18 protein-coding genes are annotated in these 21527 nt (G+C 61.1%); 2 read left to right on the top strand and 16 right to left on the bottom strand.

Going from position 1 to position 21527, the window contains the following annotated elements; translation table 11 throughout:
- Positions 1-26 precede the first annotated feature (26 nt).
- From QYQ93_RS01740 to QYQ93_RS01680, 13 genes are all read right to left on the bottom strand, one after another.
- Positions 27-1745 (bottom strand): ShlB/FhaC/HecB family hemolysin secretion/activation protein, encoded by a 1719-nt coding sequence (locus QYQ93_RS01740; RefSeq protein ID WP_338476153.1) that lies wholly within the window; start codon positions 1743-1745, stop codon positions 27-29.
- Positions 1746-2372: 627 nt separating this feature from the next.
- Positions 2373-2855 carry a poly-beta-1,6-N-acetyl-D-glucosamine biosynthesis protein PgaD gene (pgaD, locus tag QYQ93_RS01735; RefSeq protein WP_043049161.1) on the bottom strand — a complete coding sequence of 161 codons (483 nt, stop codon included), beginning with the start codon at positions 2853-2855 and terminating at the stop codon, positions 2373-2375.
- A 2-nt stretch (positions 2856-2857) separates the two neighbouring features.
- Positions 2858-4198 (bottom strand): poly-beta-1,6-N-acetyl-D-glucosamine synthase, encoded by a 1341-nt coding sequence (pgaC, locus tag QYQ93_RS01730; protein ID WP_338476152.1) that lies wholly within the window; start codon positions 4196-4198, stop codon positions 2858-2860.
- Positions 4199-4201: 3 nt separating this feature from the next.
- Positions 4202-6205 carry a poly-beta-1,6-N-acetyl-D-glucosamine N-deacetylase PgaB gene (gene pgaB, locus QYQ93_RS01725; protein WP_043049163.1) on the bottom strand — a complete coding sequence of 668 codons (2004 nt, stop codon included), beginning with the start codon at positions 6203-6205 and terminating at the stop codon, positions 4202-4204.
- A gap of 12 nt (positions 6206-6217) precedes the next feature.
- Entirely contained in the window at positions 6218-8698 is a 2481-nt protein-coding gene (pgaA, locus tag QYQ93_RS01720; RefSeq protein WP_043049164.1) for a poly-beta-1,6 N-acetyl-D-glucosamine export porin PgaA, read from the bottom strand.
- 301 nt (positions 8699-8999) lie between these two features.
- Positions 9000-10496, bottom strand: a complete 1497-nt coding sequence (locus QYQ93_RS01715) for a YdgA family protein (RefSeq protein ID WP_338476150.1) — start codon at positions 10494-10496, stop codon at positions 9000-9002.
- Positions 10497-10748: 252 nt separating this feature from the next.
- Positions 10749-11381: a hypothetical protein gene (locus QYQ93_RS01710; protein WP_043049169.1), complete on the bottom strand. Its 633-nt coding sequence runs from the start codon at positions 11379-11381 to the stop codon at positions 10749-10751.
- 81 nt (positions 11382-11462) lie between these two features.
- On the bottom strand, positions 11463-12905 hold the full coding sequence (locus QYQ93_RS01705; protein WP_338476147.1) for an efflux transporter outer membrane subunit: 1443 nt from the start codon (positions 12903-12905) through the stop codon (positions 11463-11465).
- Complete coding sequence (locus QYQ93_RS01700) at positions 12902-13792, bottom strand: efflux RND transporter periplasmic adaptor subunit (RefSeq protein WP_032878498.1); 891 nt, start codon at positions 13790-13792, stop codon at positions 12902-12904. Before QYQ93_RS01700 ends, QYQ93_RS01705 begins: the two co-directional genes overlap by 4 nt.
- The gene (locus QYQ93_RS01695) at positions 13789-13998 is read right to left on the bottom strand and encodes a DUF1656 domain-containing protein (RefSeq protein WP_003187469.1); all 210 of its coding nucleotides are present in this window, start codon (positions 13996-13998) and stop codon (positions 13789-13791) included. The genes QYQ93_RS01700 and QYQ93_RS01695 overlap by 4 nt, the downstream gene beginning before the upstream one ends.
- On the bottom strand, positions 13995-16073 hold the full coding sequence (locus tag QYQ93_RS01690; RefSeq protein WP_338476145.1) for an FUSC family protein: 2079 nt from the start codon (positions 16071-16073) through the stop codon (positions 13995-13997). The genes QYQ93_RS01695 and QYQ93_RS01690 overlap by 4 nt, the downstream gene beginning before the upstream one ends.
- Complete coding sequence (locus tag QYQ93_RS01685) at positions 16070-16489, bottom strand: MarR family winged helix-turn-helix transcriptional regulator (protein ID WP_217881413.1); 420 nt, start codon at positions 16487-16489, stop codon at positions 16070-16072. Before QYQ93_RS01685 ends, QYQ93_RS01690 begins: the two co-directional genes overlap by 4 nt.
- Before the next feature lie 262 nt (positions 16490-16751).
- On the bottom strand, positions 16752-17012 hold the full coding sequence (locus QYQ93_RS01680; RefSeq protein WP_078819975.1) for a hypothetical protein: 261 nt from the start codon (positions 17010-17012) through the stop codon (positions 16752-16754).
- A 379-nt stretch (positions 17013-17391) separates the two neighbouring features.
- Between QYQ93_RS01680 and QYQ93_RS01675 the strand changes: the two genes are divergently transcribed.
- Complete coding sequence (locus QYQ93_RS01675; protein ID WP_032878500.1) at positions 17392-17670, top strand: antitoxin; 279 nt, start codon at positions 17392-17394, stop codon at positions 17668-17670.
- Positions 17667-17960, top strand: a complete 294-nt coding sequence (locus tag QYQ93_RS01670; RefSeq protein ID WP_217881015.1) for a type II toxin-antitoxin system RelE/ParE family toxin — start codon at positions 17667-17669, stop codon at positions 17958-17960. The genes QYQ93_RS01675 and QYQ93_RS01670 overlap by 4 nt, the downstream gene beginning before the upstream one ends.
- 4 nt (positions 17961-17964) lie before the next feature.
- Here QYQ93_RS01670 and QYQ93_RS01665 read toward each other — a convergent pair whose 3' ends face one another.
- The 3 genes from QYQ93_RS01665 to QYQ93_RS01655 all read right to left on the bottom strand — a co-directional run bounded on the left by QYQ93_RS01665 (position 17965) and on the right by QYQ93_RS01655 (position 21420).
- A complete protein-coding gene (locus QYQ93_RS01665) occupies positions 17965-19461 on the bottom strand; it encodes a Fic family protein (RefSeq protein WP_338476143.1) in 1497 nt (498 codons plus the stop codon).
- 100 nt (positions 19462-19561) lie between these two features.
- Positions 19562-19807: a DUF2789 domain-containing protein gene (locus tag QYQ93_RS01660; protein WP_338476142.1), complete on the bottom strand. Its 246-nt coding sequence runs from the start codon at positions 19805-19807 to the stop codon at positions 19562-19564.
- 32 nt (positions 19808-19839) lie between these two features.
- Positions 19840-21420, bottom strand: a complete 1581-nt coding sequence (locus tag QYQ93_RS01655; RefSeq protein WP_338476141.1) for a glycosyltransferase family 39 protein — start codon at positions 21418-21420, stop codon at positions 19840-19842.
- Positions 21421-21527 lie beyond the last annotated feature (107 nt).

Raw genomic sequence — 21527 nt, 5'->3', positions numbered from 1 at the left:
GTTTCTCGTTGCAGCGCGGCGTTGAATTACAGGAAGAAATCCATGCGGAAGTAGATCGGCGCTTCGCGCTCGGTGACTACACCGGGTCTTTCCAGCGAGTGGGCAAAGGTCACGCTGGTGCTGACGTTTTTGCCGCGGGCGAACAGCTCCAGGGAGTTGCTGGACACCCGGCCATGCACGTTGTCGTTGTAACGGTCGTTGCGGATCACGCCCTGGTCATAACCGACGCTGGCGCCGTATTCGAAGAAGGCCGGGCGCATCCAGTCGAGGGTCACCGGGCGGGCCCAGCGCACTTCGTTGCGCCAGTAGCCGCCGCTGTCGCCAGTCAGCAGTTGGTCCTTGAAGCCGCGCACCGAGGCGGAGCCGCCGAGGCTCACGCGTTGGGGCGAGAACAGCGGGTCTTCGCTGCGTTGGCCGGTGGCCAAACTGCTGAAGCTGAACGACTCACCCCATAGGCTGAAGGGTTGCAGGTAGCTGACCGTGGCGGTGTATTTGCGGTAGCGCGAGTTCGGCTGGCGGCGGCCCGCGGGGTCACGCTCGTCTTGGGTTTGGGCGTCGAGCAGGCCGATGCCGCTTTGCATGCCCAGGTCCAGGTTGACGAAGGCACTGCCGATGCGCCGCCCGTGGTTGACGCCCAGTTGCAACTCGCTGAGGCGGTTGCTGCTGGGCGCGGTGCGCACGTCGAGGATGTAGTTGTTGGTGCGCAGGTGCGCCAGGCCGACGTTGACCGAGGTCTTGCTCACGTCATCGCGGTGGATCACCCGCTCGGCGCGCAGTTGGTGGTTCTGGTTGTCGCCATCCTGCTTGTATTTGTAGTCGTCGGTCCTGCCGTAGGTGCGGTAGTCGCTTTCGCTGTAGGTGTAGCTGAAGTTCCACCAGCCCCACGGCACGTTGTAGTAGAGCATGGTGTTCTTCGAGGTTTTCTGGTGGTCGCTGATGGCATCGTGGCCGCCGCGCAACATCAGTTGGTCACCCAAGCCCAGCGGGCTATCCCACTCAAGGCCCGCGCCCCATTGCTGTTCGCCGGTGCTTTTCTGGCCGTCGTTATTGCGCGACAGGCTGGCGCGCCAGGGTTTCTGCGCGGTGTTCTTGACCACCACGTCGCTGCCGCCGACTTGCTTGCCGGGGGTGAGTTCCATCTGCGCCTGTTTGGACGGCAGGCGGTTGAGCTGGTCCACCAGTTGCTCGATCTCGCGCAGGTTCAACGCCTCGCCGACCTTGCCGGGAAAGGCCATGGCCAGTTCACGCTCGGTCACTGTGCTGCCTTCGGCGCTGCGCAGGGCTTCGAGCTTGCCTTCGACCACCAGCACTTGCAGGTGGCCGCTGGAGAGGTCTTGTTGCGGCAGGTAGGCGCGGCTGGTGACGCGGCCTTTGCCGAGGTAGTAGTCGGTGATGGCCTTGAGCAGTTCGTTGAGCTGGGACACGCCCAGGCACTGGCCGATATAAGGCTTGAGCAGGCGCTCGCGGTCGGAGGCCGGCAGGCTGTCGGCGCCTTTGAGCTCGATGTCTTTGATCGGGAAGCAGCGGGTGTCGGCGGGCGTTGCCGGGGCTTGGGGCTTGTCCGCTTTACCGGGCAGGTCCTGGAGCTCCTGGAGCCGCCGATGTTGCTCTTCGAGCAGGCGGTTTTGCCGGTCGCGAATCAGGTCCTGGTCACCAGGCGTGGGGGCGGCGAATGCGCTGTTCAGGCTCAGGCAAGTGAGCAAGGCGCATACAAGAAACCGAGTCCGTGGCAATAGTGAGGACATGTTCGATCCATCGAAAATCAAGGGCCGCGAAACTAACATCGAACTTCCAGCTAGCCTAGAAACGGGCGAAGTTGGGCCTTTCGATTAATTAGTCTTTTAACCTATTGATTATTATTAATAAATTTTCATCAAAAGAGTCTTGGCCGGGCACATGGAGTGATTATTCCGACAAGTGGCGACTATTTTGATGGCGATTCGACGAATGAATCTTTGATTGCCATTATTTAGCCATCAAGTTTCGTCGAGATAGGTTAGTACCGAGGAAGGGAGAAAAGTTCGCGAGGGTTTTGTGAATTGGATCCCATTTATCGGAATTCGACGCTGGGGCTGCCATCTATAAGGTGGGACATAACCAATGTGGGAGGGGGCTTGCCCTAATGCCAGTCAGTTAAGCGGTCATCGCCTTCTGTAGGAGCGAGCTTGCTCGCGAAAAACGTCAACGATAACGCGTGTTTGCTGAATGAGCGCGGCGCCTGTAAGTTTTTCGCGAGCAAGCTCGCTCCTACAAAAAAGCCTTAACTGACTGGCATTAGGGCTTGCTCCCGATCGCGGTGTGTCAGTCATATATAGGGTGACTGACACTCTGCTATCGGGAGCAAGCCCCCTCCCACATTGGGTACTCGTAGGTCAGCCAATGCCCTTGTCTTTGTCAGTGCCGGGCACCAGGGCCAGGCCGGGGCGTTCGACGTCGCGGGAGACGTGGGACTTCACGTCTTCCACACCGCCCTCCTCGTTATTGTGGATCACCAGCACGCCGGGTTTGCGAAACTGCTCCAGGTGACCATCGCCCAGGTTGAAGCTTTCACTCAGGTGCTTGTCGCTCAGGGCGTTGGCCTCGGCGCGACGCTGGGCAAACTGGCGGCCGCGGCGCTGTTGATAGCGCGCCCAGCCGATCAGGATCAAGGCATTGAACAACGCGATCCACAGGTAGATCTGCAAGGTGTTGAGCGCGGCAAAGATCGGCGCTTCGATGCGTGGGCCGCCATGGGTCTCGAGCATGGCGCCGATGCCACGCGCCAGCAGCCAGACCAGCCCGCCCCAGGCCAGCAAGGTCAGCAATACGTCGATGATCCACATCACAGGGCTTTGGCGAGTTCTGACCAGTTTCATGCTCACGCCTCCTCTGCGGCAGGTTTAATTCCGCGATCCGGGCTGACCCAGCGTGCGCGCTTCTGATGCTGGTTGAACAACACCTTGGGAAAGCTCACCAGCGTGGTGAACAGGCTCACCAGCCAGAACACCATCGGGTACCACACGGTCCAGAACAGGGTTTTCCACAGGTCTTTTTCGTAGCGCCGATCGATCAGGATGCTCACCGCAAACTGCAGCAGGCACACCATCGCCAACACCAGGCCGGTGAACGCGGGCGGCACCAGAGAGTCCACGGTAATGGCCGCCGGCAGCGTGACAAATTTACCCATAGCCCAGAAGACCACCGAGAGCAGGAAGGTGAAGGCCCAACCGGTGGACAGGCAGTATTCGAACAGCAGCGGCCACAGGTAGCGATGGCGCCATTGCCAGATGCCACGGATGTTCTTGAACAATACTTCGGCGCCGCCCTGGGCCCAGCGCAACCGCTGCTTCCACAGGCCGCCGACGGTCTCGGGCATGAGGATCCAACACAGTGCACGCGGCTCGTAGAAGATCGACCAGTGATCGAGTTGCAGCTTCCAACTGACATCGATGTCTTCGGTGATCATGTCGGTGCTCCAGTAGTCGATGCGGTCCAGCGCCTTCTTGCGAAACGCCACCACCACTCCCGAGACCGTGAAGATCCGTCCGAACACCCTTTGGGTGCGCTTGATCAAGCCGATGATCGAGGAGAACTCGCCTACCTGCACGCGACCGATCAAGGTCGAGCGGGTACGGATGCGTGGGTTGCCGGTGACAGCGCCCAGGCGCGGGTTGTCGAGCATCGGCGCGACCATGTAGGCCGCGGCGTTTTTGTCGAGCAAGGCATCGCCATCGATGCACACCAGGTATTCGCTGCGCGCAGCCACGGCGCCCATGCGCAGGGCCACGGCCTTGCCCTGGTTCTGCGCCAGGTGCAGCACGCGCAGGCGTGGGTGTTGCAGCGCCAGGGCATCGAGCACCGCGGCAGTGTTGTCGCTGGAGCCGTCGTTGACGGCGATCACTTCGATATTCGGGTACACCTGGGCCAATGCGGCCGCCATGGTGTCGGCGACGTTATCACCCTCGTTGTAGCAAGGAATGATGATCGAGATCAGCGGCTCGCCGGCCAGGGTCGGCGCAGGCGTGTCTGCTTCCCACGGCCAATGGCGCTCCCAGTGCAGCCAAAAATACAGACCGCCGGCGATCCACAGCGCCGACATGAACAGTGGGTAGAAGAACACGAAGTCCATCAGGAACTGCCCGGTCACCAGGAAGATCAGGCCCAGGGGCAAGCCCAACACCAGTGCCAACACGAATATAGCCAGGATTCTGTCGATCATGATCTAAGGATTCCACTGGTTGGAAAGGGCCGGACGTATGGTCTTCAAGTCCGGAGAGTTCTCCAGGAAGTTGTCCGGGTAATAGCCGAAACTGGTGACGCCCTGGCGTTTGAGTACACCCATCCATTGCGCCAATTGCGTAGCGCTGATATCCGGCGCGGCCTTGGTGCGCCAGTCTTTGGCTTGCAGCTCGAAGATGGTTTTATCCAGGGCACCGGGGCGCGCCTTGACCGTGGCTACCAGTTTTTCCAGCCAGGCATTGGAGTCTTTGAGCGACTGGCCCTCCATCAGCGGCATGGCCATGGGCGCCGTCCAGTCATAGGTCTGGAGGAAGTCATCAAGGTTCTGCGCGAACCAGGCTTCGCTGCCAGGGTTGAGCATCGGCTCGGCAAAGATATTGCGTGCGGTGAGTATCTGCGGGCCGCGAATAGTGCGGAACTTGACGGTCAACTCGTTGGTGAAGTCGATCAGGTAGCGGCTCTTGAAGCGCGTCCAACGCTGCATCAGCGCAGGGTCGGCACGCAGTGCGGCGATGTTGTCCGGCAGGCCCTGTGCGGCGTAGGCCTTGAGTGCGGCGGGGCTGGCGTCTTCAAAGTCGCTGAGCAGCGCATCGTCGTGGTAGAGCACGCCGTCGATGGCACTGTTGCTGGTGCGCGCCAGGTCTTCATAGATCTCGCCAATCATCTGTCGCACTTTTGGGTCGAAGGGTGACAGCCGCTGGTATTGATCCGGATCGGTGCCGACCTTACCGGTCTGCGGGTCCCAACGGGTGACGCGTGGCAGCTTGGAGTCGAGGGCGAAACTGAGCACCGGCATCCATGCAAACACGCTGGCGTGGGCACGGGTATGCAGCTGCCAGGAGACACGGTTGAACAGGTCGGCACGCATCGGCAGGTGGCGGTTCGGGAAGTACAGCGAATGCACCAGGCCATCGCCCTTGGGGTCGGCGTAGGCTTGCAGGAACACGGTGACAGCGCCCATATCCACCACGCGCTGCACCAGTACGTCGAGATTGTGCGCCTGCTGGACCGGGTCGGGGTCATAGACATGATCCAGGTCCACGTGCAGCACGCGCAGCGGCGCCTTGGCCTGCACCGCGACCATGCTGCTGGCGAAGTGTTCGCCATCGGGGTCGGAGGCCACCAGGAAGCGCGGGCTGTTCATCAGCTTGTTCGAATCATCCAGGCCGTCGTCGAGGGTCAGCGCCATCTCATAGCCGTGTTCACCCACCACGGCCAGGGTGGTGCCGTCGGCCGCGCCGTAAGGCCACACCCACACCCGCGGCGACTTGCCAGTGACGGTACGGATCTTGTTGGAGATGGCCGCGACGTCCGTGCGCATCCGCGCCTGGAACTGTGCTTCGGTTTCGTAGCGACGGGTCGCCGGGTCATAGCGACGCGTGGTGGCGGCCGGCTCAAGGTTACCCTGGGGGTTGGCGAGGATGCCTTTGTGATTGGCGTCGGTATGGGCGGCGATTTCCACCAGGCCCGACTGGGACACTTCGCGGATCTGCTGCCAGGTCAGGAAGTCGCCCCGCGCCCGTGGTGTACCGGCGAAGTCCACCGGCTGGTTCAGCGGCGTATCGATCCAACTGCCCACCGGCGCCAGCACGGCCGGCCAGTTGTAGGCCCGCAGAATCGGCATCACGCGGGTGTAGAAGCTTGCGTAACCGTCATCGAAGCTGAGCATCACAGCCTTGGGTGGCAGTGGCGGCCCACCCCGGCGCGCAGCGAGCACTTGGTCGACGCTGACCGCCTGGTAGCCGTTCTCCCGCAGCCAGGCCAGTTGCTCGATCAAACGTTCGGTACGCACCGCCACCACGGCCTGGTCGGGGTCGTTGTCCGAGACGTCGTGGTAGGCAATACCCAGGAAATGGTTCTTCGGCCACGGCGCCTCGCTGGCCAGTATCGGCCGCTCGGCAGGTGGAACGAATGGCGCGGGTTGCTGGGCGCAGGCGGCGGCCAGCATTACACCCAGGACCAGAAAGCAACGGCTGAGGAGGGTCATGGTCAGGCTCTTCTAGAAACGGTAAGTGAGGTCGAGGAGCAGGCGCAGATCACGTTCGCGCTCGCCGTCGTAAGGTCGGCTGACCAGGCTCAGGTTGGCGCCGGCTTCCAGCACGTCATTCCAGCGAAAGCGTTGGCCGTAGCCGATCAAGCCAACGCCACCGGTGGAGTAATCCTTCTGGCTATAGGTGCCTGCGCCGACCTGGAACTGCTGACTCCACTGGGTTTCGTAGCGGTGATACAGCACATGGTTGACGTTGACGGTGGGCAACACGCTGAAGTCGGACTTGGGGTTGAAGTAGATGGTGTCTTCCTTGCTGTTGCGGCTGGCACCGACGTCCAGGCCCAGCTCCACTTGTACTTTCGGCGAGCTATAGATGCCTTCGCGGCCCGTGAGCAAGGCTTCGACGCGGTCGTTGCCATCGCTGAAATGGGACGGGCTGACAGTCAGTTTCCACTCGCGGCTTTCATTCGCACGCCAGCGGATAAAACCGCTGCCGCCGTTGGCCGTAACCCCATCATTCAACGCCCGCAATGGCGTGGTGTTGAGCAGGTAGCCAAGGCTGCCGCCGTACTGCCAGTGGTCGTTGATGTCGCGGGCGATCGACACGCTCGCGCCTTGCTTTGAGCCATCGCCATAGGAATGGTTGGATACCTCGGCTTCGATGGTCATGTCACGGGTGCGCCGCTCCACACCCACACGCTGCCAGCGGTGATGGCCGGTGCCTTCGGCAAAATCGGCAGTGCCATAGCCGACACCGGCGAACACGCGCCAGTCTTCGTCGATGGGCGGGGTGTAGATCACACTTTCTATGCCCCAGTCACGGCTACCCGACACCGCGCCGGCTTCTTGGTTATTGCCGCCACCGAAGCTTTTACCGGTGTAGGCTTCCACCCGCACTTCGGCCATGTCGTGCACATCGCGCAGGCGCTTGAGGCGCTGTACCTGGCGGTTGTCCGGGGCACGGGCGACGACGTCATCGGTGAGCAGATCCAGTTGCCGCCATTCCTGCAGGTCCAGCGCGGTGAAGCCTTGGGACATTTCCACACCGATGTCACGGGGGCTCTGGTTTTCAGTCTCCTTGAGGGAGTCTTCAGCGCGCCTTGGCCATTCACGGGCCCGGTACATTTCCGCCTGTGCCAGGCGCACACCGATGCTGCCGGGGGCTTTGCTGCCCAGGTCTTCCAGGCTCTGTTCGCTGGCATCCAGGTCAGCCCCATAGGTGCCGGCCTGGGCCGCCAATTGCTGGGCGTCCATCCACTCGTCGTTGGGGTTGCCAATGGGCAGGCCCTTGAGTTCGACCCGAGGCTTCTCGGTGCTGGCCAACTGCGTGGCGACCGCACGCGCCTCATCGACCTGGTCGTTTTCCAACAGGGCGTAGAACAGGGCCGTGCTGTCTTTGACGTGATCACCAACGTCGGCGTCCGCTGCGGTCAGCGCCTGGCGGTACAGCGGCGCGGCTTTTTCCGGCAGGCGCTGATCGAGGTAGGACGCGGCCACCCAGCGCACGGCATAGGTCGGCAATTGCACGCCCTCGGCCGTGAGGGTTTCGTACTCGCGGATCACCTCAGCCGTGCGTGCCCGCGCCTTGAGCGCGCCCAGGCGGTCAATGCGCCAGCCCACCACGTCGTCGTGGGCAGTAGCGTCCGGGCCCCAGCGGCTGATCAATTTGTCGTAATCCTGCAGGGCGCGATCAGCGATGACATAGCGCTCCTTCTCAGTACGTGTGGCGAACTCGGCCATGCGTACGCGCTCGGCGGCGAGGTCGCCTTCCAGGCGGCGCTGGGTAACCGCATCCACCAGGCCGGGGCGTTTGGCCGACAGGCGCAGGGCAGGCTCCGGCATGCGGGCTTTTTGCAGGGCGACGATGTATTCGCGGGCCACTTCCGGTTTGTCGCCGGCGCGGATAAAGGCTTGGTCGAATTCGAACAGCGCGTCGTAGTTCAAGCCGGCGCGTGTCAGCGCATAACCCAGGGCCATGCGGCGGTTGGGGTCATTGGGTTGGGCCGCCACCATCGTGCGCAGGCGTTGCACCGCCTCGTTGGCTTTGCCGCCATCGGCCTGGGTCAGGGCCTGGCCCAGTTGCAGGTCGACGTTATTCGGCTCACGCAGCAGCGCCTGGCGATAGACTGCCTCGGCCTGGGCCCATTGCTTTTGATTACGATAGGTGCGCGCCACCGTGGCGAGTGCCTGGGTAGTGAGGTTGCGATGTTTGCCTTGTGCTTCGTACACCTTCAGCACTTCGGCGTCTTGCCCGGCCCAGCCGGCGATCACCAAGTGGTCGCTGACCTGGCCTGGGGCCTGGCGTTCGGCGGACAGTTGGCGCAACTGGGTCAAGGCGGGCGTGAAGTGACCGTTGCGGGCCTGGATGATCAGGGCGTCGTAGGCAGGGTCAGCCACGGCATAGGCTGGCATCAGCAATGGGCCGCACAAGGCTGCTCCAATGAGCAGTCGCAACTGGCCTGATGCACTGAGTGGATGGATTCGCAACATGTCGTCGGCTTCCTTACAAGGAAAGCTGCAACGATGGGTGATCCTGAGCGATGTGCATCAGGGTGTCGGCGTCTCGGGACCCGACCTAGCTTTCCTGGGCGAACTATCCCTTAGCGATGTCAGGGGAAGGGCAATTCAGAACAATTGTTCAGAATTGGCTGGCAGGAATTTCTTGCCAAGCACACAAACAAATGTGGGAGGGGGCTTGCTCCCGATAGCGGTGGGTCAGTTATAAATATACTGACTGACACTCCGCCATCGGGAGCAAGCCCCCTCCCACATTTTTTAGCGCATTCCAGGCTTATTGCGCGCCGCTTACTGCACCGACCTTGGACATCACAAAGCTGATGAACTGCTCAGCAGTCATCTTCTGGCCGTTGAAGGTCACTTCGTTGTTGGCGTAGTGCAGCTTGGAAACCACATCGGTGCCCACCAGGGTCGCCATTTGGGTACCGACCGCCATGCTGCTGACCATCTCGGCCGCCATCTGCGACTGCTGCTCGATGGCCTTCGGGTCAGTCACGCCACCAACCTGGGCTTGCAGGGCCGCCACGTCGCTGATCATCGGCTTGGACAGGGTCAGGTTGGCATCCAGCAGCGCAACCATTTGCTTGCCCAGTTCAACCGGCGGCAGTTCCATGGAAGTTGGCTTGGCCAGGTCGACCACCAGGTTGAATTTGCTTTCGCCGTGGGTGGTTTTCAACGACAGGTTTTCCACGGCCAATTGCGGCTTGGCGGCCAGCACCTGGTTGACGTTGGCTTCGGCCAGGGTCTGCTCGGCTTCGGTCAATTGCAGTTCAGGCACCGGTTGGCCAGCGGCGGCCGCGGCTTGCACCGGTTGCATCTTGTCCTGGTAGAGCTTGGTCAGCACCAGCATCGCCGGGATATCGACGTTCTTCATGCTCACGGCCATGGCGGCCGAACCGACAGGCTTACCCTGGTAACCGATCTCGTCGATCTTGTAGTCGACGCGGCCGGCCAGGTTGTTGTCCTTGGCTTGGGTGGAGTCTTTCTGCTCGAAGCCCTTGAGGGTCAGCACGGCTTTCTGCGGGCCGAAGGTGACCTTGGTGTCAGTCAGCTCCACGGTGTTCTGGCCGGTGTAGAAGCCAAAGGTGGATTTCTCCAGGTTGCTGGCCACGGTCAGGCCAGCCAGCTCGGCTTCGAACGGCGCGCCGTTGGCATCCACCGCGGCGACCTTGAGGCTGTTCATGAAACCGTCGGCCTTGACCTTCTGGCCTTCGGCGCTGCTGTCGAAGTCCAGGTTGGCACCGGAGAAGCTCACCGAGGAGGTGTCGTCCTTGAACTCCAGGGGCAGCAATTCGATGTTGCCGCTGACCGAGCGGCTATAGCCGATATTCGCCACGCCTTTGAGCGGCGACACGTCTTTGCTGGCGGCGAACCATTTTTCCGTGGTGGGGTTCTTTTCCAGTTCGTAGTGACTGGTGGCCATGACCGGCAGCCATTTGAGGGTCACCAGGCGCGAGAATGGCAGCGGGCCGTGCTCAATGTGGTCGACGAACAGCAACTCGGGGTTCGGGTTGTCTTCACCGAACACGCTGCCCTGGCCTTTGAGGCGGTAGTGCGCGGTGCTGCTGAACACGCCACGGTCCAGGGACACCAGCTCCAGGGCCAGGGTGCCGTCGACGCCGGCCATGGAGGTCTGCAGCTCTTTGTTGGCGTTCTGGATCGCGGTCTGCAGGACCGGCTCCAGTTGCTTGCCGGTGTACCAGGCACCGCCCGCACTGACGGCGCCGATGGCGACAACGAAACCCAAGAAAACAACGGCTGGCTTATTCATGAAGTGACCTGATCAAATCCTGTGAGAAGTGGGCTGTCTTCCTTGAACCCCGAAGGGGTTCCTGTAGGAGCGAGCTTGCTCGCGAAGAACGCATGGGCAACGCGTTTATCCAGGATGCACGCGTTATCGTTGACGTCTTTCGCGAGCAAGCTCGCTCCTACAGTAGTGGCCCGTAGGGCCGAAGGCTGGGGAAGATTAGCACTGGCGGGCGCAAACGGCCCAACCTTTCAGAGGCATCAGTTCAGCCGTAGTTCAGGAGTACTCCAGCTCGATTTCATCCAACTGGTGATCAAAACTCTTCAAACGTGCGGTCCAGGTGTACACCAGCACCTCGAATTCGCGATGTATCACGGCATTGCCGGGGGTGTCGGCCTTGGGGTCGCAGAAATCCAGCTGATAGCGCTCACGGGCCATTTGCGTGGCCACGTCGGACAATTCCCGCGCGTTATTCAGCCAGTGCCTACCGTCGGCTACCTGTCGATCCAGCAGCACGCATTGTTTTTTCAGGACTTCGAGGCTTTTTTCCAGCGGGGTGCCGGTGAGGTCGCCCATGACTTCCTGGAAGGTGCGCCCGGGTTGCCAGTAGCTGCCCCAGAAATAGCGGTCGAACACGGTTTCGACCCGGCGCAGGGCGACTTTGGTATCCCAGATCGCGACGCGGGTCTTGCCTTGTTCGAGGAGCTTTTTCTTCACCCGTTGATTTTGGTAGGAGGCCCAGGCAACGACACCGATGGACAGGGTGCCGATCACCAGGCAGGCGCTGTCGAGAAACACCATGGCCTTGTCGAGTTGATGGGCGAGCATGACGCCATAGAAATACGCGGCCGATAACAGGACCAGTGCGAAGAGCACGCACCAGAAAGCGGGAGCATAAGGGTTTTTCATTATTGGAATCCCCATGAGCAAACGCAAACTTTGTCGGGTGAAGCGTCACGGCGCCTCCCCTGACAAAGCATAGCAATCACCTCACGGTTTGCCGGGTTTTGTACCTTGCGTTCGTCCGCTTTCCCAACCGCCGCCCAAGGCCAGGAACAGATCGATCTGGTTCATGGCAACCTGGGTGTTGGCCGCCGCCAATTGCGCGCGCATCTCGGTATAGGTGCGCGTGGCTTGCAGGTCGGCCAGGAACGATTCGCGGCCGGCCTGGAAGAAGCGGTGGGTCTGGTCCGCTGCCTGCCGCGCCGATTGCTCGGCTTCGGCCAGGGCGTCGCGGCGCTGCAACACGGCGGTGTATTGCGCCAGGCCGGTCTGGGTTTCACGGATGGCGTTGAGTACCACGCCGTCGAAGTGGGCCAGGGCGCCCTGGGTGGCGGCTTCGGCTTCATGGATACGTGCGCGGGCACCGTTGGTCGGCACGGTCCAACTGATCATCGGGCCAAAGCCCCACCGGTTGGTGGCCGGGGTGCCGAGGTTTTCCAGCAGGCCCACGGTGCCTACCGTGGCGCCGATGCTGATATCCGGGTACAGCGCGCCGGTCGCCACGCCGATGCGCGCGGTGGCGGCGGCCAGTTGGCGTTCGGCCTGGCGCACGTCGGGGCGGCGCTTGAGTAATGTGGCGCCGTCGCCTACCGGCAGCAGTTGGGCAATGTGCGGTAGCTCGGCGCAGGTGCCAGTGCCGACGGGCAACTGGTCCACCGGTTTGGCCAGCAGCATCGATAATCGGAACAGCCCGGCCTGGCGCGAGGCTTCGTAGCGCGGCATCTCGGCACGCAGGGATTTGTATTGGGTTTGCGAACGGGTCACCTGGGTTTCATCGCCGCGCCCGGCATCCCGCAGGCGCTGGGTCAGCTTAGTGCTCTGGGCTTGCAGATCGAGGGACTGGTTGGCAATTGCCAGCTCTTCGTTGGCCGCGCACACCTGGGTGTAGGAGCGCACCACATCAGCGACCAGGGTGATGCGGGCGATATCGGCAGCGGCCTGGGTTGCGTCGGCACTGGCCTTGGCGCTTTCGATGCCGCGCTGCAAGGTGCCGAACAGGTCGAATTGATAGGAGGTGGTGATACCGACGCTGCCGATATTGCCGACCGGGACCTTATCCGGCAGCAAGAACGCTTCGCCAGACTCCTGCAAACGCTGGGCCTCGGCCTTGGCGCCGGCACTCCAGCCGCCGGCGGATTCGGCTTGCTGCACCTGGTAACGCGAACGCTGCAGGTTGGCGGCGGCCACGCGCAGGTCGGTATTGGAGGCCATGGCCTGCTGCACCAGTTGGTCCAGGCGTGGGTCGTTGTACAGCTTCCACCAGTCAGCCGGCACCGGCGCCGAGACCACGTTGCTGCCCTCGCCCATGATCGGCCCTTGCAGGTCGCCACGGTTGACTGCGGCCTGTTCCGGCAGTTTGTAATCCGGGCCTACCACTTGGCAGGCCGACAGCAACAACCCCAGGGCAGCGATTGGCAACAGCCGCTTCATGGTTTGTCCCCGTCTTTAACTTTGTCGTCGATGATCGACACCGTCGCCGTGCGCCCGGCGATCATGCGAAAGTCCGCCGGCACATCGTCAAAGGCGATGCGCACCGGGATCCGCTGGGCCAGGCGCACCCAGCTGAACGCCGGGTTGACGTTGGGCAACAGGTTGGAGCCGCTGCTGCGGTCGCGGTCTTCGATACCGGCGACGATGCTCTGCACATGCCCATGCAGGCGGGCGTTGTCGCCGATCACGCGGATGTCCACGCCCATACCGACATGGATACCGTCGAGCTTGGTTTCTTCGAAGTAGCCGTCGATGTGGAAGGAATTGCTGTCCACCACCGACAGCACCGGGCGCCCGGCGGTGACGAACTCCTGGGTGCGCGGCGCGCGGTCGTTGACGTAGCCGTCCACGGGGCTGCGGATCACCGAGCGGTCGAGGTTGAGTTGGGCAGAGTCCACCGTCACCTGGGCTTCGGCCAGGGCCGATTGGGCGCGGGCGACGCGGGACTGGCTTTCTTCCAGTTGCTCGCTGGGCACCAGGTTGCCGAGGCCACGGTTACGCTTGTACTCGCGCTGGGCCTGGGCCAGGGTTTCCTGGCGGTCAGCCACGGCGGCCTGGGCTTGGCGCAGGGCCAGCTTGAAGCGGTCCTGGTCGACGGCAAAGAGCACCTGGCCCTTGGTCACCAACTGGTTGTCGCGCACGTCGACGCGCTGGATCAGCCCGGACACGTCCGGGGCGATCTGCACGATGTCGGCGCGGATGTGGCCGTCACGGGTCCAGGGCGCAAACATGTAGTACATGACCATGCGCCACACAACGACGACCGCGAAACTCACGATCAACAACGTCAGGACGACACGGCCGATAGTCAAAAAAGGTTTTTTCATGTCATCAAATATCGACTGAGTGAGTCCACCGCGCCCAGCAACAGCGCGTACAGCCCCACATTGAACAATGCCCGGTGCCAGACCAGGCGATAGAAGTGCATGCGCGTCAACAGCCCGTGCACCACCAGAAACAACACGTAGGTAATGCCCATCAGCACCAGCAGTGTGGGCAGGAACACCCCGCTGATATCCAGATCACCGATCATAAAGGCGCTCCATCGGGTAGCGGCGCTTCCATTTCCGTGCCGCCAATGAATTCCACGCCGGGCAACAGCGCCAGGCGCAGGCCGGCCAAGGCATGCAGCAGGTGCAGGCGGGTGTCGTCTTCGTCTTGCAGGCCCTGGCCGTTGAGGGCGCGGCGCGTGCGGTCCAGGGTCATCAGCAGACCGCTGGGCGCGGGTAAGCGTTCACCGGCCTTGAGGCATGCCTTGAAGTAACCGCCCACGCCTTCCACCACCTGGTTGAGCAACACCCTTGGCACGCCGAGGATGCGCGGCGAGTAGGCCAACAGGTCGAGCAGGTTCAGCGCTACGCGCAAGTCGCGCAGGGCGCTGCCGGTGTCCTGGCCGGTGAGGGCCAGGCGCGGCAAGTGTTGCATCAGGCGGTCGAGCATTTGCGCGGCCATGTGCCGGTGTTCGTTCAGGGTTGCGGGCTCGGTCAGGCCAACGATGTCGCGCCAGCTGAAACGGGTCAGGCGCTTGGCCGCCAGTTCGGCGCCGAAGGGCCGGGCGATCAAGGTCCATACAAACGCGAACAGCAGGCCCACGGGCCCGGCCAGATTGACGTTGGCGAAGTTGAGAAAATCCGCGTCATAGGCGCCCTGGATGCTGATGAACGACGAGGTGTTCACCAGCGTCAGCAGCATGCCCAGGTAGAACCTTGGCTGCACGGTAAGCGTGCCGATGCAGATAAACGGCACGGCAAAAGCCAGCACCAGCATGGGGAAATCGTGCAGGTTGGGCAGCACCAGGAACAGGTACAGGCTGGCGAACAGCACCGACATCGCGGTCCAGAAAAAGAACCGGTAGATCTGCGGCGCCGGGTCGTCCATCGAGGCGAAGAAGCTGCAAGCGACGGCGGCCAGGATCACGGCGCTGCCGCCATCGGTCCAGCCCAGCAGGATCCACAGCACCGAGGCGACGATGATCGCGGTGACGGTGGAAAACGCCGAGTAGAACATCAGGCCACGGTCGAGAAACGGCGTGAGCCGGCCCAGGCGCCAGTGGCGGTAGACGGCGCGCCAAGTGTCCTGGCTTTCGCACTGGATGGCGGCTTGCAGGCTGCGGCAGTCCTGCCACAGATCGATCCATTCGCCCAGGCGGTACAGGGCGTTGGAGAACAGCAGGGTGTGGCGGTCATCCAGCGCTTCGCCCTGGGGTTGCGCGGCGTCGACCTGGTCGCGCAGCTCGCGCCAGCGTTCCAGGGGCGCCGTTTCGGTGGTGCTTTGCAGCCAGGCGTTGGCGGCTTCCAGCAAGGGTGTGAGCCGGTCAAGAAACTCCGGGGCTCGATGCTCGATGGCGTACACCGCGTCATCCAGCGCATCGACCACCGGCAACAGGTGAATCATGCGCCCGCGCAGTTCCTTGGTGTTGCGTACCGTCTGCGGGCGTGTGCCTTCGTGGGGCAACTGGCCGATCATCAACTCGAGGGTATTGAAGGTAGCAACCATGCCACCGCGCAGGTTGCTGACAGCTTCAGGGTCGACCTGGCGGGTGAGAAAGCGCTGGCTGTAGACCTGGGCATCGCTGAACCACTTGGTCACCGAGCCATCGAACACCGGCATCAGGCGCCGCGGCCAGAACATCGCGCCCACCACCGCTGCGACCGCGATACCAAGGAAGATTTCCTCGGTACGCGCTTCGGCCACATCCCATACCGCCAGCGGGTTATCCACCACCGGCAAGGCAATCAACGGCAAGGTGTAGCCGGCCAGCATCAAGGCGTAGTTATTCGCGGTGCGCAGATGCATGGAGAGGAACAGCAAAGTGCCCGTCCATAACGCGATCACCACCACCAACAAGTAAGGCGACTGCACGAACATCGGCACAAACAGCACCGCCGCCGCTGCGCCCATAAAGGTGCCAATGGCGCGGTACAGCGCTTTGGAACTGGTGGGACCGACAAACGGGCTGGAGACGATATACACCGTGGCCATCGCCCAGTAAGGACGCGGCATTTGCATCAGCATGGCGATGTACAGCGCGATCATCGACGCAGCGAAGGTACGCACCCCATAGAACCAGTCACGGGCAGGCGGAAATCCGGTAAAAAATCCGTTCAAGACGACACAGCCTCGGCCGCCTCGAAGGCCCGCAGCACCCGCAATGCGGCTTCCAGATCCGCGGTGGCGATATCCGCCAGGACTTCATTACGCAGGCGCACCAGTTGCGCCTCCACCGCCTGCACCAGTTCACGGCCACGCTCGGTAAGGCTCAAAGCCTTGGCACGGCGGTCGTGGATGTCTTCGGTGCGGCAGACATAACCGTCGCTGCACAGCCGGTCGAGCAGGCGCACCAGCGACGGGCTTTCCATGCCGGAGGCCTGGGCCACCTTGACCTGGTGCACACCGTCGCCCAGGCGACCGATCATCAGCAACGGCACGGCGCAGGCTTCGGAAATGCCATAGCTCACCAGCGTGGTCTGGCAGATTTTGCGCCAGTTACGGGCGCCCACCACCATGCTGCTACTGAGGTTCATCTGGAGTTGTTCGAGGGATTGGGACACTGGATAGTTCGCATACAGTTAGTTTGCTAACTATTAATATGGTGGAGAGACGAGTTGTCGTCAAGTTTTGAAACAATTTCTCGATGGATGGACCGAGTCAGCGGCCATACCGCAGGGCGAATGTGGGAGGGGGCTTGCTCCCGATGGGGATGGGTCAGTCACAGATGCGTTTACTGACACGCCCTCATCGGGGGCAAGCCCCCTCCCACATTTGGATCAGCGTCGGATGCCCGGGCTATTTTTCAGCCTGACCATCCAGGCGACGCTGGATCTCGCCCAGCATGTCCAGGCCATCGCGCAGTGAAACCAATGCGGCAGTGACCAAGTGATGGAGGTTTGGGTTGTCGCTTGATGAGGCGAGGGTCTCCAACAGCTCAGTGCCGATACGCACGCGACTGCGCGCTGTTTCGTGGAGCAAATGCGAGGGGGCAAAGGTGTTGAAGGCGAGGACGGGAACGCTGGTGGGGTTGGACTTGAAAGCAGAAAACTGTTCCATGAGTTAAATCTCGAAGATTGAGTTCAAAATCACCATTACTCGTCGCCAAACGAGAAAGGGTGGCAGCTGTACGCAGGTTGGCGAACCGGTAATCTACGAAACCCGGCAGATCCGAAGATCTCCCGCGCACAGCCGCCATAAAACTGCGTGCCTTCACCCACGGGGAAAGCACGGAATTTGAACGCTGTAACGCTTCGTAGAACGCGGATCGCCAAATCCGATCGCCGATGTGCGGCGACGGGGCGAACTATAGGGGGGATGGTTGAGGCTGTGCAACCAACATATTGATCTCTACCGTCAGTCGTCTCAGCTTTTTCCAAACGCCATTTGGTAATGACGATGTATATACTTTGTACATACCATTCCGAAGGAATCGCTGATGTCCAAATTAGCCGTTTTTACAATGAAGCTTGAACCAGAGCTCCGCGACCAGTTCATGGCTGAATGCGAAGCCTCCCATCGTCCTGCATCGCAAATCGTACGCGAAATGATGCGTGAATTCGTTCAGGCCCAGCAGCACTCTCGAGAGTACGATGAGTTCTTGCAACGCAAAGTTGATGCTTCTCGTGCATCCATTCGCGCAGGCCGAGAGGTTTCCAATGAAGATTTGGAAGCTGAATTCGCAGCCAGGCGCGCTCAAGTAGATAGTCAGGGATGAGGGTCGCGTGGACACCTGAGGCAGGGCAGGATCGTAGAGATATCTGGGATTTTCTGTTTGAGAAAAATCCACAAGCCGCAGCCGATATGGACCGGCGCTTCAGCATGGCAGCACTTGGATTAGCACATAACCCCGAAATTGGCCCAGTAGGCCGCATTGCAGGAACACGCGAGGTCATTCCGCACCCGAGCTACCGCCTTGTTTATCAAGTTGAGACTGATGTAGTGAGGATTGTGGCTCTAGTACATACAGCTCGCCAATGGCCACCAGAAAGTTGCATCCCGCATTGATGCCTCAGACGGGCGAGGGCTGATTGCCAAACTCCTCAATCACCCGCCCCGCCTCCTCCTCAATAAACCCAAACACCTCCTCCGCCACGCTGTACTGAAACTGCTTGCGCCGATGCTTGGAAAGCTTCCCACCGTTATCCAGGCACATCATCACCAGCTTCGACAAATCACTGCCACGCACGTCGTAGCGTTGATTCACGGCCTTGATCACGCGGTCGTAGCGGTCGAGGAATTCGGTTTCTTCGCGCAGCTCTACTTCCAGTGCGCGGCGGGCCATTTGCAGAGTGAATTCGACACAGCGGGTGGCGTCCCAGTAGCGGTAGATCGAGGGGTGGCCGATGAAGTCGAACGCCATGTGGTCGGCGTCCAGCCAGGTGACGTTCCAGAATTCCCGCGTCGGCTGGGAGAAGGTCTTGAGTGCCTCCAGGTAGGCTTGCTCTTCGTGCTTCATGGCAACGGAGACCGGTAGCAACAAGCCATTTCCCAGTGCGCCATAGTGACAAAGCGTCTGGTGGATCAGGAAGCGAGACAGGCGGCCATTACCGTCCATGAACGGGTGCAGGAACACGAAGCCGAAGGCGGTGACGGCCGCGGCGACCAAGGGATCGACGTCGCGCACGGGCTGGTTGGCGAAGGCCATCAGTTCTTCCATCAGTTCCTGGCAAAGCTCTGGTGCTGGCGGCACGTAGCTCACACCGGCGGCGCCGCGCAGGCCGTTGTGCAGATGATTTTGTTCGTGGCGAAACGCGACGGCTTTGTCGAAGGGGTTGGAGACGGTGCTGTTTTGCAGTTCGACCAAGTAGTCTTCGGTGAGCAAACGGCCTTCGTGGGCCTGGCGTAGGAGTTGGACGAAGCGGCGGGATTTTTCTTCGCTGGGTTGTTCTTTTTCGATGGCAAATGAATCGCGGGTTTCGTGCAGGTACGCCCACTGGATGGCGCGGTCCATCATTTCGGGTGGGAGGGTGGCCATGAAGGATTTGGCGCGGGCCAATACATCAAGCACCAACAACGCTTCTAGCTCAGGCGTTCGCTCTACTGTGGCGCAATAATGCAAAGAGCCCAAACCGTTGAAATCCACTCGCCAACGACTGTTGCGAATGCTCGGACCGATTACATAGCGCTGGGGATCGAACAAGGGAACAACGCGACCACGAACAGGAAGAGTGTGATCCAGCATTTTTCCGGTAAAGCCTTCCCAAAGAAAACAGGCTTTTCGGATAAACGCACCGTTGGGCGAGTCGGCCAGCGCCTCCAAAAACGGTTCTGGGCCAAGCTGTTCAAACACCTGGGCAAGTATCGCCAGGTTCATGCCTTCATGCTTAAGCGCAAACAGCACATGCTCAAACAGCGCATGTTGGGCAGGCGCCACCGAATGGGGCACCGCCAGACAATCACCGATCAGGGTAATCCTGGTCACCGGCTTGATCATCGCAGCCCGCAACGGTGCGATAACCTTTAGATCCAGCGCCTCACAAAGATGAGCGTATCCGACTGTTGGCATGGAGAGCTTTCCAGAAAAAATCCACTTAAGCGATTAAAGCCCAGTTTTTTTTACCGCTCACCATTTTTTTTTACATACTCGCTTTTATTTGGATATTTTTTTACACCCCTCGCCCACTCCGCAACATCAGATTCAACTCATCCACCACCACCGCCCAATCCGCATCGTCCAGAATCTCCTCACGCAAAAATGCCTTCTGGGCGTTGCTCCAAAAAAACGCATCGGCGAGTTTCAAATCCGGCTTGAGGGGCGAATGAGAGGCGACAAATTGCTCAATGCTGACCGGGTCGTCTGGCAGGCCAAGCTGTTTGAACAAAGCCGGCAAGCTGTGTACTGGCGATTCCATGGAGTGTTCCTCATAAGCCTGTTCAGAAGAGTCTAGCGGCAGCCTTCAGGTTGCGGCGCCAGTGCGTTGCATAGCACGAACAAGCGCGCCCGCGCTCCGCCACCGTCCTGGCGACTGAGTTCGCGCCAGCCTGCGGGCAGCGGGGCAAAGTCGTCCGGTGTTTCGTTGCTGCTGATCAACCATACCCGACGTGTGCTGGCGGGCAGTGCTGACAAGTGGTCGAGATAGATGCGCCCACCATCCTGGTCCACCAGGGTGCCGAAGCCATAGGCATTCGGCCGGGTCGGCGTGCCGTCGGGTTTGGGCGGGGTGTAGAGCTGCAGCTGTGCGTCGGTCTGGTCGTAGTACACGTAGCTGAGATACCACATCATGTCGCTGAGGACGATGCGGTCGTCTTCCTGGTAATTGCGATTGACGAACTCCACCGGCACGTTGAATTGGTCGTGTTCATCCACCTCGAAGGTGTTTTTCAGGCCCAGCAGTTCCATGCCCACAAACAGCACCCACAGCGCTGCGCCCAGCCATGACAAGCGTGACGGCAAGCGGTCGATGGCAAGCGCCAGGACGATCGGCAAACCCAGGGCATACACCGTGAGGTAGCGCTCGATAAAGACCGGCGAGATAAACGACACGCCATACACCAACAGCAACGGCAACAAGAAAAACAACGCCGGCAAACGAGCTCCCGGGTGGCGCCAGGCCGTCATCCACACCACCGCAATCAGCAGCAGCGGAAATATCCAGAACAGCGGCGTCCACAAATCATCGCCTTCATTCTGCAACACGAACTGCCAGATCATCGAGGGCACAGACAGCAGGTTGACCGGCTCTTCCCAGCCGATGTCGCCGCCCACCTTGAGCTGGTCGACATGCTGCACCAGGTCCAACAGGTTCGGTAGCCAAGGCAGGTACAACAGCACAATCATGGTGTTGGCCAGCCACCATGCAGGGCGCGTGATCAAGCGTTGGCCCGGCGCCGGCAACCCCAGGTAGGCCCAATGCACCAGTACGCACAACGCGGTGAAATAATGGGTATAGAAACCCGCGCTCATCAACAGCACATACGCCGCTAGATAGCGCGTGCGTTCGGGTTGGCGCATCCAGTACACCAGCGCCAGCGTCGCGCCTAGCAGCCACATGCCCAGCAGCGAATACATGCGTACTTCCTGGCTGTAGCGCACCGCCGTGGGCAGCAGTGCCAGCAGGATCCCCGCCAATACTGCCGCGCGTCGGGTGGACAGTTGCCGCGTCAGCCAAATGCCCAAGCCAACCACGGCCACACCTGGCAGCGCACTCACGCTACGAATCGAGCCGATGCTGTCGCCAAACAGCTCGATCCAGCCGCGCAGCAGGAAGAAATACAGCGGCGGATGCACATCATGGGCCGCATGAAACCACAGGTCGGCTACGGCGTATTCACTGAGCAACAGGCTTGACCCTTCGTCGCCCCAGATCGCCGCCGACGTTAGATGGTAAAACCGCAGCGCCATGGCCAACGCCAGGATCGGTACCCACCACAGACGGCTAAGCCAAGCGGCACCCTCCCAGGTCAGGCGATGGGAGGCAGGCAGCACCCCGGCTTTTTCGCTTTGCTCTACCACAGACCGACGCACTTGAATTCCCCTGCTTGCCTAAGCGCAAACACCGCCACTCTAGGACAAAAGCCCCGGCTTCGCTGCTGGAATCGGACAAATCAGCATTTTGTGTAGGCCTTCACCGA

Source organism: Pseudomonas khavaziana, assembly GCF_036704165.1.
Classification (GTDB): domain Bacteria; phylum Pseudomonadota; class Gammaproteobacteria; order Pseudomonadales; family Pseudomonadaceae; genus Aquipseudomonas; species Aquipseudomonas khavaziana.
The sequence above is the reverse complement of the archived record's forward strand: the minus strand, read 5'-3'. Positions and strand labels throughout refer to the sequence as shown.